The organism is Streptomyces sp. WELS2 (assembly GCF_013870595.1).
Taxonomy (GTDB): domain Bacteria; phylum Actinomycetota; class Actinomycetes; order Streptomycetales; family Streptomycetaceae; genus Streptomyces.
In genome coordinates, this window is the sequence record NZ_JACBWZ010000145.1 from 1 (window position 1) to 10,944 (window position 10,944).

General features: G+C 71.6%; 10 protein-coding genes and 1 pseudogene. 4 read left to right on the forward strand and 7 right to left on the reverse strand.

Annotated elements, in window-relative coordinates:
- Positions 1-304 precede the first annotated feature (304 nt).
- Positions 305-1,312, reverse strand: coding sequence for a stage II sporulation protein M (locus H5J33_RS11965; protein WP_181794883.1), 1,008 nt, complete (start codon positions 1,310-1,312; stop codon positions 305-307).
- A 143-nt stretch (positions 1,313-1,455) separates the two neighbouring features.
- On the opposite strand from H5J33_RS11965, the gene H5J33_RS11970 reads away from it, so the two are divergent.
- On the forward strand, positions 1,456-2,406 hold the full coding sequence (locus tag H5J33_RS11970; RefSeq protein WP_181794884.1) for an RDD family protein: 951 nt from the start codon (positions 1,456-1,458) through the stop codon (positions 2,404-2,406).
- A gap of 25 nt (positions 2,407-2,431) precedes the next feature.
- Here the strand turns inward: H5J33_RS11970 and H5J33_RS11975 are convergent, their stop codons facing one another.
- The 4 genes from H5J33_RS11975 to manA all read right to left on the reverse strand — a co-directional run bounded on the left by H5J33_RS11975 (position 2,432) and on the right by manA (position 7,582).
- Positions 2,432-3,046, reverse strand: a complete 615-nt coding sequence (locus tag H5J33_RS11975) for a hypothetical protein (RefSeq protein ID WP_181794885.1) — start codon at positions 3,044-3,046, stop codon at positions 2,432-2,434.
- A gap of 171 nt (positions 3,047-3,217) precedes the next feature.
- Positions 3,218-4,675 carry an adenosylhomocysteinase gene (ahcY, locus tag H5J33_RS11980; protein WP_181794886.1) on the reverse strand — a complete coding sequence of 486 codons (1,458 nt, stop codon included), beginning with the start codon at positions 4,673-4,675 and terminating at the stop codon, positions 3,218-3,220.
- Positions 4,676-5,334: 659 nt separating this feature from the next.
- Entirely contained in the window at positions 5,335-6,315 is a 981-nt protein-coding gene (locus H5J33_RS11985) for a cation diffusion facilitator family transporter (protein ID WP_181794887.1), read from the reverse strand.
- A gap of 169 nt (positions 6,316-6,484) precedes the next feature.
- Positions 6,485-7,582: a mannose-6-phosphate isomerase, class I gene (gene manA, locus H5J33_RS11990; protein ID WP_309485384.1), complete on the reverse strand. Its 1,098-nt coding sequence runs from the start codon at positions 7,580-7,582 to the stop codon at positions 6,485-6,487.
- On the opposite strand from manA, the pseudogene H5J33_RS36735 reads away from it, so the two are divergent.
- A pseudogene (locus H5J33_RS36735) lies at positions 7,583-7,735 on the forward strand (class II glutamine amidotransferase); the annotation flags it as partial.
- A complete protein-coding gene (gene egtD / locus H5J33_RS11995) occupies positions 7,732-8,694 on the forward strand; it encodes an L-histidine N(alpha)-methyltransferase (RefSeq protein ID WP_181794888.1) in 963 nt (320 codons plus the stop codon). The pseudogene H5J33_RS36735 and the gene egtD, both read left to right, overlap by 4 nt.
- A 15-nt stretch (positions 8,695-8,709) precedes the next feature.
- Here the strand turns inward: egtD and H5J33_RS12000 are convergent, their stop codons facing one another.
- Positions 8,710-9,969: an extracellular solute-binding protein gene (locus tag H5J33_RS12000; RefSeq protein ID WP_181794889.1), complete on the reverse strand. Its 1,260-nt coding sequence runs from the start codon at positions 9,967-9,969 to the stop codon at positions 8,710-8,712.
- Between the two features lie 222 nt (positions 9,970-10,191).
- On the opposite strand from H5J33_RS12000, the gene H5J33_RS12005 reads away from it, so the two are divergent.
- Positions 10,192-10,407, forward strand: a complete 216-nt coding sequence (locus H5J33_RS12005; protein ID WP_181794890.1) for a dodecin — start codon at positions 10,192-10,194, stop codon at positions 10,405-10,407.
- A gap of 16 nt (positions 10,408-10,423) precedes the next feature.
- Here H5J33_RS12005 and H5J33_RS12010 read toward each other — a convergent pair whose 3' ends face one another.
- The gene (locus H5J33_RS12010; protein WP_181794891.1) at positions 10,424-10,915 is read right to left on the reverse strand and encodes a hypothetical protein; all 492 of its coding nucleotides are present in this window, start codon (positions 10,913-10,915) and stop codon (positions 10,424-10,426) included.
- Positions 10,916-10,944: the final 29 nt, after the last annotated feature.

A 10,944-nucleotide genomic window follows, 5' to 3' on the forward strand; every position in this document is an offset into this window, starting at 1 on the left:
TGATTTCCTCGGTGCTTTCCAGGTTCCCGCTCTCGCGTTTCCCTTTCCGGCGGTTCCGACTTTATCAGAAGTTCTTGGCCGGTCTGACCGGCCGCTCATTTCTGAGAATTCGGAGGATGCTCTTCCGGGTGTCGTTTTCGCGACTCCCTGAGAAGCAACAAGTAGATTCTAGCGACTGCCTGGCAACATGTCCAGTTCCAGACAACTCATTGAATCTACCTCCCCACTCCCTCCGTGTCAACGGCTCTTGCGGGGCGAAGAGGAGACTAGCAGCTCAGAGGGGGTGAGTGCACATCCGGCGGAGTCAGGCGGCCGTGGGCACGGACGCGCTGCGCTCCGTCGCCCCGACATCGCCCGTCTCGCCGGCGCGTGTCGCACGGCCGCCGAGCACGTAGACGTAGGCGAGAAAGGCCAGCTCGGCCACGACCCCGATCCCGATGCGGGCCCAGGTGGGCAGGCCGGAGGGGGTGACGAAGCCTTCGATGGCGCCGGAGACGAGCAGGACCAGGGCGAGGCCGATCGCCATTCCGATGGCCGCGCGTCCCTCCTCCGCGAGCGCGGCCCGCCGGGTGCGCGGGCCGGGGTCGATCAGCGTCCAGCCCAGGCGCAGCCCGGTGCCCGCGGCGACGAAGACCGCCGTCAGTTCCAGCAGGCCGTGCGGGAGGACCAGGCCGAGGAAGGTGTCGAGGCGGCCCGCGGAGGACATCAGGCCGAAGCCCACGCCCAGGTTCAGCATGTTCTGGAAGAGGATCCACAGCACGGGCAGGCCCAGGAAGACGCCCAGGACCAGGCACATCGCCGCCGCCTGGGCGTTGTTCGTCCACACCTGGGCGGCGAAGGCGGCCGCGGGATGGCTGGAGTAGTAGGTCTCGTACTCGCCGCCCGGGCGGGTCAGCTCGCGCAGCTGGCTGGGTGCCGCGATGGAGGACTGCACCTCGGGATGGGTGCCGATCCACCAGCCCAGCAGGATGGCGACGGCGGTGGACACGAGCGCCGTGGGCACCCACCAGTGGCGGGCGCGGTAGACGGCGGCCGGGAAGCTCTGGCCCAGGAAGTGTGTGACGTCCCGCCACGAGGCGCGGCGGGTGCCGGCGACGGCGCTGCGCGCGCGTGCCACCAGTTGGCTCAGCCGTCCGGTCAGGTGCGGGTCGGGTGCGCTGGACTGGATGAGGGACAGGTGGGTGGCGGTGCGCTGGTAAAGGCCGACGAGTTCGTCCGCCTCGGCGCCGGTGAGCCGGCGCCGGCGGCGGAGCAGTGCGTCCAGCCGGTCCCATTCGGCTCGGTGCGCGGAGACGAAGACGTCCAGGTCCATCCGGTCTGCCTGCTCCTCGGCTGGTCGTCCACGGGGCGTCGTGGATGCTCGTGCTTGCTGTCAGCTTGTCGTACTGCGGCGCGATGCGCCCTCAGCTTGGCAGACTGGCGGTTCAGGGGGCGGACCAGGGAAGGACGGCGGGCGTGAGTGAGCTGGTGACCGGCGAGGCGGTGGCGCTCGAACTGCGGCCCGCGAAGCTGCCGAGCAGGGCGCTCGCCGTGTTGCTCGACCTGGTGGTGGCGATGGTCGCCTACCTCGTCGTGGGCATGGTGCTGGTGGTGTCGACGGCGTCGCTGGACGAGGCCGCGCAGATGGCGCTGTCGATCGCGTCGTTCCTGCTGGTGCTGGTGGGCGGGCCGATAGCCGTCGAGACGTTCAGCCACGGGCGTTCGCTGGGGAAGCTGGCGTTCGGTCTGCGGGTGGTACGGGACGACGGCGGGCCGATCCGGTTCCGGCACGCTCTGGTGCGGGGCGCGATCGGTGTCGTCGAGATCCTGATGACGCTCGGCGTGGTGGCCTGTATCGCCTCGCTGGTCTCGGCGCGGGGGCGGCGGCTGGGCGATGTGTTCGCGGGCACCCTCGTGGTCCGGGAGCGGATACCCGCCGGGCGGACGGGTTTCGTGCCGCCTCCGCCTCCGTGGCTCGTGGGGCGGTTCGCCGGGCTGGACCTGTCCGCGGTGCCGGACGGGCTGTGGCTTGCCGTCCGGCAGTACCTGACCCGGATGCCACAGCTCGACCCGCAGGTGTCGGCGGGCATGGCGCAGCGGCTGGCGGCCGACCTGGCGGGGCGTACCGGTGCCTCGGTGCCGCCGGATCTTCCTCCGGCCGCGTTCCTCGCGGCCGTGGTGCACGAGCGGCAGTCCCGTGAGGCCCGGCAGGCGTTCGGCGGGGATCCGGCCGTCGGTGGTGGTCCCGCGGTCGGCGGCGGTCACGTGGTCGGCGGCTTCGCACCGCCGGCGGACCTTCGGCCCGGCGACGCGCATCCGTCCGAGTTCTCCGTGCCCGTTCCGCCCGTTCCGCCCGTCCCTGCCCGGCCGCCCGGTAACGAGCCGTCGACCGGCCGGCCGGCCACCGGGTTCGTGCCGCCCGCGTAGGTCTCGTGGGGTGCGGTTGCCGGGGTCAGTCGAATCGCGACGGCGGTGACTGAAGGTCCTCCAGCTCGATGCCGGGCGCGGCCAGGACGATGTCGCCGGCGATGTGGACGGCGTGCTGTTCGCCGGTGTCCAGGGCCGTGACCTGGTATTCGTCCACGGTCAGGGGGCCGTTGTCAGTGGCGTGTGCTTCGCTGTTCACCAGTGCCCAGGACTGGTCCACGGTGCGGGGGGCGAGGACGGGGTCGGTGAAGGCCACGAGGCGTACGCGGGTGGCGGCGGACGAGGGGGTGAGGCGCAGGAGCCGTGCGGTGGCGACGAGGAACGCGGGGGACGTGCCGGTGAAGGCGTGGGCGCGCACATTGCCTTCGGTGGCATGGAGGCCGGTGGGGTCGGTACGGACCCATGTGACGCCGTCGAGGGCGGCGCCGCGTACCTGCCAGTCACCCGCGTGCAGTTCGAGGCGGAGGGGGCGGCCGAGGTCGTCCAGGGCGAGGTCGACCGCGCCCCGGTGCTCGCCGGCGGGGCCGGTCAGCCGGGAGACATAGCGCCAGCCGGACGGGCCGGGGGCGCACTGGAAGTGCTCTTCTGCGAGGGGGGTGTGATCGTGCGGATCGTGGAGCGAATAACGGCCGCGGGGCATGGGGGTCCTGGGTCTTGACGGGCTGGTCCGGCCGGAAGCCATGGGTCGGGGCCAAAGGGGCAGGCCCCCGGCACGGGGGTGCGGGGGCCTGCCTCGGAGAGCCTGCTGCCGGGCGGAGTGCGTCGGCGCACCGGCGCACTCCGCCGGCGGTGGGGCTACGGGATCACCGGCTCAGTAGCGGTAGTGGTCCGGCTTGTACGGGCCGTCGACGTCCACACCGATGTACGCCGCCTGTTCCGGGCGCAGCTTGGTGAGCTTGACGCCGAGGGCGTCGAGGTGGAGACGGGCGACCTTCTCGTCGAGGTGCTTGGGCAGCGTGTAGACGCCGGTGGGGTAGGCGTCGGGCTTGGTGAACAGCTCGATCTGGGCCAGGGTCTGGTCCGCGAAGGAGTTCGACATCACGAACGAGGGGTGACCGGTGGCGTTGCCCAGGTTGAGCAGGCGGCCCTCGGACAGCACGATGATCTTCTTGCCGTCGGGGAAGGTCCAGGTGTGGACCTGCGGCTTGACCTCGTCCTTGACGATGCCCGGCACCTTCGCCAGACCCGCCATGTCGATCTCGTTGTCGAAGTGACCGATGTTCCCCACGATCGCCTGGTGCTTCATCCTGGCCATGTCCGAGGCCATGATGATGTCCTTGTTGCCGGTCGTGGTGATGAAGATGTCGGCCGTCTCGACGACCTCGTCCAGCGTGGTCACCTGGTAGCCGTCCATCGCCGCCTGCAGCGCGCAGATCGGGTCGATCTCCGTGACGATCACCCGGGCACCCTGGCCCCGCAGCGACTCCGCACAGCCCTTGCCCACATCGCCGTACCCGCACACCACGGCCGTCTTGCCGCCGATCAGCACGTCCGTGGCCCGGTTGATACCGTCCACCAGCGAGTGCCGGCAGCCGTACTTGTTGTCGAACTTCGACTTCGTCACGGCGTCGTTCACATTGATCGCCGGGAACAGCAGCGCACCGTCACGCTGCATCTCGTACAGACGGTGCACACCCGTGGTGGTCTCCTCGGTGACACCGCGGATCTCCGAGGCCAGCTGCGTCCACTTGCGCGGGTTCTCGCCCAGCGTGCGGTGCAGCAGCTCCAGGATCACCCGGTGCTCGTCGGACTCGGCCGTCTCCAGCCCCGGGACCTCACCGGCCTTCTCGTACTCCACGCCCTTGTGCACCAGCAGCGTGGCGTCGCCGCCGTCGTCCAGGATCATGTTCGGGCCGCCGGTCGGGCTGTCCGGCCAGGTCAGCGCCTGCTCCGTGCACCACCAGTACTCCTGCAGCGTCTCGCCCTTCCAGGCGAACACCGGCACACCGCGCGGGTCCTCCGGCGTGCCGTCCGGGCCCACGGCGATCGCCGCGGCCGCGTGGTCCTGCGTGGAGAAGATGTTGCACGAGGCCCAGCGCACCCGCGCGCCCAGGGCCACCAGGGTCTCGATCAGCACGGCCGTCTGCACCGTCATGTGCAGCGAACCCGTGATCCGCGCACCGGCCAGCGGCTGCGCCTCGGCGTACTCCTTGCGGATCGCCATCAGACCGGGCATCTCATGCTCGGCGAGAGAGATCTCCTTGCGGCCGAACTCGGCCAGCGACAGATCGGCGACCTTGAAGTCCTGTCGGTTCTCGACAGTCGTCATTACGAGCTGCTCCTCGGGGTTGGGTCGAGGTGGGTACGGCTGGTCTGCGCGGCGGCGGACACAGGGGTGCCCGGGAAGGGACACGGGCATGCCCACGTACGCGCAGCGCAGTCCGTCGGAGGCCCTCTCTCCCTCGGTCGGCCCGCGTGGGGCCGCCCGACCGCCATCAGCAGCGACGTCTGGCTTCGTCCCAAGCTACACCGGAGGACCCGCTCGTCCCAGTCCGCCTTCGGATTCCTCGCGTCTTCCCAAGGTCGTCATCGGCGGGTTTCGGGAGGCGGGTGAGGCGGTCTGTGGTGGTGCGGGAACCGTGGAGCCGGTGCGGACAGACCGGCGCGAATGGGGACTTACGCGCCTTGGGGGCGCGGGGGGTGCGGCGCGCAACGGGCCGGGGCGTCCGGTTCCACTCGGGCTGTGGCGATCGGCACGGTGGTGACGGCGATGGCGACGGTGGCGCCGGTCGGCGTGGGCGGACCGCGTGGCGTGCCGCACGGGCGTCGGGGCCTGGGCGCGGGATTCCCGTTTGTTCGCCTTCGACCACGGCGGGACCGCCCCCGTGGGGGCGTGTGGCGGACGGTCCGCTTCCTGGTGGTACGGCGGAGGAGAGCTGCGGCGCCCTGGCCGGTGCGGCACCGGTGAGGGCGCCGCCGTACCGGGCGTCAGTGGCCGGCGGCGCGGGGGGTCGGGCCGCCCGGGGTGGCGCTCGGGTCCGGGCCCTTGGCGGCCTCGATCTCGCTGTAGATGTCCGGTTCGAGGTAGATGACGCGGGCGATCGGGACGGTGGCGCGGACGCGGGCCTCGGCGGCGTCGATGGCGGTCGCGATCTCGGCGGCCGTGTCGTCGTGCCGGACGGCGATCTTCGCGGCGATCAGCAGCTCCTCGGGGCCGAGGTGCAGCGTGCGCATGTGGATGACGCGGGTGACCGTCTCGCCGTCGACGATCGCGGCCTCGATCTTCTTGACGTCCTCGACGCCCGCGGCCTCGCCGAGCAGCAGCGACTTGGTCTCGGCGGCCAGGACCAGGGCGATCAGGACGAGCAGGATGCCGATGCACAGGGTGCCGATGCCGTCCCAGACGCCGTCGCCGGTGAGCAGGGACAGGCCGACGCCGCCGAGGGCGAGGACCAGACCGATGAGCGCGCCGAAGTCCTCCAGCAGGACGACGGGCAGCTCGGGTGCCTTGGCGCGGCGGATGAACTCCTTCCAGGAGAGCTGGCCGCGCAGTTCGTTGGACTCCTTGATGGCCGTGCGGAAGGAGAAGCCCTCGGCGATGACCGCGAAGACGAGGACGCCGACCGGCCAGTACCAGTGCTCGAGGTCGTGCGGGTGGCGGATCTTCTCGTAGCCCTCGTAGATCGCGAACATGCCGCCGATGGAGAACAGCACGATCGAGACCAGGAAGGCGTAGATGAACCGCTCGCGGCCGTAGCCGAAGGGGTGCTGCGGGGTGGCCTCGCGCTGTGCCTTCTTGCCGCCGACGAGCAGCAGGAACTGGTTGCCTGAGTCGGCGAGCGAGTGCACGCCCTCGGCGAGCATCGAGGAGGAGCCGCTGAACGCGAACGCCGCGAACTTCGATGCCGCGATCGCGAGATTGGCGCCGAGTGCCGCCACGATCGCCTTCGTACCGCCTGACGCGCTCATGTGTCCGCGTTGTCCCTTCGCCTGTGTCGCCTCGTAGGTGTCCGTCCGGACGGGTGCCCGGCTTTGCCCGGCCTTTGCCGGTGGGCCATTGTCGCAGCCCGGCCGGGCACCTGCTCTTCAGGTATCCACAGGCCCGGTCATATGATCGACCGCTTGTCCACAGGGCTGGTCAGACGGACACCGTGGCGCGGAAGATGGTGCCCGCGCCGGAGATCTCCGCCTGTTCGCCGGCCGGGACGAAGACCGACTGGCCGGCGCCCAGCTGGTGCTCGCCCGCCCGGACGGAGCCCGCGGTGCAGAGCAGGATCTGCGGGGTGTCGCGGGTGAGGTCGCGGGCGGTGCCGCCCTCGGGCAGGACGTAGCGGGAGAGCCGGAACTCGTCGGTCGGCGTCTCGTAGACCTCTTCGCCCTCCGGGGAGGCCTCCGGGCGCAGCACACCGGGGTCGCTCGGTTCGAAACGGACGATCCGCAGAAGTTCGGGGACATCGACGTGCTTGGGGGTGAGACCGCAGCGCAGGACGTTGTCGGAGTTGGCCATGATCTCCACGCCGAGGCCGTTGAGGTAGGCGTGCGGGATGCCGGCACCGAGGTACAGGGCCTCGCCCGGCTGCAGCCGGACGTGGTTGAGGAGCATGGCCGCGATCACCCCGGGGTCGCCGGGGTAGTGGTGGGCGATGTCGGCGTAGGGGGCGTAGGCGCCGCCGAGGCGGGTGCACGCGTCGGTGGCCTCGGCGACCGTGTGGGCCATCTCCTCCGGGTCGGCGCTGAGGACGGCGGTGAGGACCTCGCGCAGGGCCGCGTCCCCGGGGCGGGCGCGCAGCAGGTCGACGTACGGCTTGAGGGAGCCGACGCCGAGCCCGTCGAGCAGGCCGGCGGCCCGGACCGGGTCGCGGAAGCCGCACAGGCCGTCGAACTCGGTGAGCGCGCAGATCAGTTCGGGCTTGTGGTTGGCGTCCTTGTAGTTGCGGTGCAGGGCGCCGGCCGGGACGCCGCGCCGCTCCTCGTCGGCGTACCCGGCCCTGGCCTGCTCCAGGTCCGGGTGCACCTGGAGGGACAGGGGCGCGCCGGCCGCGAGAAGCTTGAGCAGGAACGGCAGCCGGGGGCCGAACCTGGCGACCGCGCGGGCGCCCAGTTCACGCTCCGGGTCGGCCTCGATGACCTCGACGAGGGTGCCGCGGGGGGTGCGCGACGGGGCGCCCGGGTGTGCGCCCATCCACATCTCCGCCTGGGGTTCGCCGGTCGGCTCGACCCCCAGGAGCTGCGGAATGGCGGTGTGGGAACCGCCTCCGAGCCGTACGACGACGACCCGCTGTGGCGGGAGGTCCCCGACCGCACCGTGCTCACCGCGAGCCGCGCCGGCGTGCGGCTCGCCCCGCTGGAGGATCCGGCGGCCGTACCCTCGAAGGAGCCCTGCAGTTGAGCCCCTTGCACATCACCCGCACCCTCCCCGAGGACGCGACGGAGGCCGCGCTGCGCGCGGACGTCCTGAGCGGTCTCACCGCCACCCCCAAGCGGCTGCCGCCCAAGTGGTTCTACGACGCCCGCGGCAGCGAGCTGTTCGAGCGGATCACCGAGCTGCCCGAGTACTATCCCACGCGCGCCGAACGGGAGATCCTCGTCGCCCGCTCCGGGGAGATCGCCGCCGCGAGCGGTGCCCGCACCCTGGTCGAACTGGGCTCGGGCTCCTCGGAGAAGACCCGCCATCTCATCGACGCGCTGCCCGCGCTGGCGGCCTACGTCCCGGTCGACGTCAGCGAGAGCGCGCTCGCGCAGGCCGGGCGGACGCTCGTGAAGGAGCGTCCCGGTCTCCATGTGCACGCGCTGATCGCCGACTTCACCGCCCCGCTGACCCTGCCCGCGGCGCCCGGGCCCCGGCTGGTGGCCTTCCTCGGCGGCACGATCGGCAATCTGCTGCCCGCCGAACGCGCCCGGTTCCTGGCCTCCGTCCGCACGCTGCTCTCCCCGGGCGACGGGCTGCTGCTCGGCACCGACCTGGTCAAGGACGAGCGGGTGCTGGTCCGGGCGTACGACGACGCGGCCGGGGTGACGGCCGCGTTCAACCGGAACGTGCTGGGGGTGATCAACCGCGAACTGGGCGCCGACTTCGATCCGGAGGCGTTCGAGCACGTGGCCCTGTGGGACGCCGGTCGGGAGTGGATCGAGATGCGGCTGCGCTCCCGTACCGCCCAGACCGTGAAGGTGCCCGCGCTGAACCTCGCCGTGGACTTCGCGGCGGGCGAGGAGCTGCGCACCGAGGTGTCGGCCAAGTTCCGCAAGGAGCGGGTGACCGCCGAGCTCGCCGCGGCCGGGCTGGAGCTGACGCACTGGTGGACGGACGCGCCGGGCCGCTTCGCGCTGTCGCTGAGCGTGGTGCGGTGAGCGGGGCGCGGCGGCTCAGCCCACGTCGGGGGCGAGCGCCTCGGTGATCTTCCGGGAGGCGCGGCGGGCCTCGACCGCCGGGTCCCCGCCCTGGAGCACCCGGGTCATGTACTCCTTGACCGGGTTGTCCGCCTCCACGTCGGCCCACTGAGGGGTGGTGGGGGTCGCCCGGCCGTGCGCCGCGCCCGCGGCCATGGCGGCGACCCCCTCCGCCCCGGCGACCGCGCCGGCCAGCGTGGTCTTGTTGGGCACGTAGTTCATGGTGCGGGCCAGCTCGGTGTCCCACTTGGCGCCGGTGAGCGCGCCGACGACGGTGGTCGCGGCGAACTGGTCGTCGGTGTTGCGCGGGACGACCAGGTCGGAGCCGCCGGTGAAGACGGTGCCGGGCCGGCCGGCGGTGCGGCCGGGCACGGGGAAGAAGCCGAGCTTGTCCTTCAGGTCCGGGTTCTGCCGGACGATCGACTGGGCGAGCCCGGGTACGGCGATGATCTGCGCGACCTTGCCGCCGGCGAACACTCCGGCCTGGGGCGGGTGTTCCTCGTCGGCGTCCACGGGGCCCGCGCCGAGCGCCTGGAGCCGCCGGTAGAAGTCCATGCCGCGCAGCGCGGCCGGGCTGTCCAGGGTGCCCCGCCACTCGTGGTCCTTCTCCTCGGCGAGGTCGCCGCCCTCGTCCCAGATGAACCCGGAGAGCGTGTACCAGTCCTGCCCTGCGAGGTAGATGCCCTGGTTCCCGCCGGTGTCGAGCTTCTCGGTGGCGGTGAGCCATTCGTCGCGCGTCCGCGGCGGACGGGCGATGCCGGCCTGCCGGAACAGGTCCTTGCGGTAGATGACGACCCGGCTGGCCGCGTACCAGGGGATGCCGTACTGCTTGTTGCCGTCCTTGCCGGGCTGGGCGAGGCCGGGCAGCCAGGTGTCCTTGCCCCAGTCCCGCATCGACTCCAGCGTGAGGTCCGCCAGCCGGCCGCCGTCGGCGTACAGCGGCACCTGGGTGTTGCCGACCTCGATGACGTCCGGTCCGTCGCCGGAGGGCGCCTTGAGCGCGCCGCGGACCTTCTCCACGATGCCGGTCCACTCCTGGATGCGGATGTCCAGGCGCAGGTCGTCGTGGGTGCGCTCGAAGTCCTCGGTGAACCGCCGCAGGAACTCCTTGGAGGCGCTGTCCTTCATCAGCCACACGGTGACGGTCTTCCGCTCCTGGTGGTCGCCGGGGAGCATCCCGCAGGCGCTGACGAGGGAGCCGGTGACACAGACGAGGGCGAGCAGACGACGTCTCACGAAGGGTCCTGTTCTGTCTGGCAGGTGGTGCCGCGGGGTGCTGGGACAGGGTGGAGGGGCCCGACGTGGGGGGACGAGCGGGTGGCTCGTACGGGTGTGCTGGATTTTGGTATGTACCAATGCGGAGGTCAAGCGCTACCCGGCGGTACGCCCGCGACGCCATGCGGAGCCGGTGCGGATAGTGCACGGTGGAGTACGGCGTGACACCTAAGGAGCACCCGCATGACGAACCACACCTACCGGGTCACCGAGATCGTCGGCACCTCGCACGAGGGGGTGGACCAAGCCATCCGCAACGGCATCGCCCGCGCCGGCCAGACGCTGCGCAACCTGGACTGGTTCGAGGTGACCCAGGTCCGCGGCCAGATCGAGAACGGCCGGATCGAGCACTACCAGGTCGGTCTGAAGGTCGGCTTCCGCATCGAGGACACCGCCTGAGCCGCCTTGGCGCGCGTCAGGTGCGGCCCTCCCGCTCCTGCGCCTCCTCGACCGCGGCCGACTTCTGCGCCCAGCGCGCCCGTACGACGGGGAAACCGGCGCGTCCGGCGTCGTCGCACACCAGCTCGTCGTCGTCCACGAGGACGTGGACCTCGTGGTCCCGGGCGAGCCGGCGCAGGATCTCCAGTTTGGTGCGCCGGGCCGGTCTGCGGTCGGCGTCGGGCCGCATGAACACCCGCCCCTCGGGCAGTCCGTGCGCCGCGAGCCAGTCCAGCGTGTCCCGGCGGTACCGCTCGGGGCGGCCGGTGAGATACACGACCTCGCACGTGCGGGCGCTCCGAACGGCCAGCGTCACGCCCTCGGCGAGCGGCGGATCCGCGGGCGCGGCGCCGAAGAACGCGTCCCAGTCACGCGGCCGGCGCTCCAGGAAGTGCTGGCGGTGGGCGGTGTCGGCCAGCGTGTTGTCGAGGTCGAACACGGCGATCGGGGGCCTGTCGCGGTCGGTCACACCGGTCACCCTAGCCAGCCGCCGGCCCC

Coding starts and splice junctions, on each gene's coding strand:
- H5J33_RS11965 (WP_181794883.1), bottom strand. CDS start 1,312: ATGGACCTGGACGTCTTCGTCTCCGCGCACCGAGCCGAATGGGACCGG.
- H5J33_RS11975 (WP_181794885.1), bottom strand. CDS start 3,046: ATGCCCCGCGGCCGTTATTCGCTCCACGATCCGCACGATCACACCCCC.
- ahcY (WP_181794886.1), bottom strand. CDS start 4,675: ATGACGACTGTCGAGAACCGACAGGACTTCAAGGTCGCCGATCTGTCG.
- H5J33_RS11985 (WP_181794887.1), bottom strand. CDS start 6,315: ATGAGCGCGTCAGGCGGTACGAAGGCGATCGTGGCGGCACTCGGCGCC.
- H5J33_RS12005 (WP_181794890.1), top strand. CDS start 10,192: ATGACGAACCACACCTACCGGGTCACCGAGATCGTCGGCACCTCGCAC.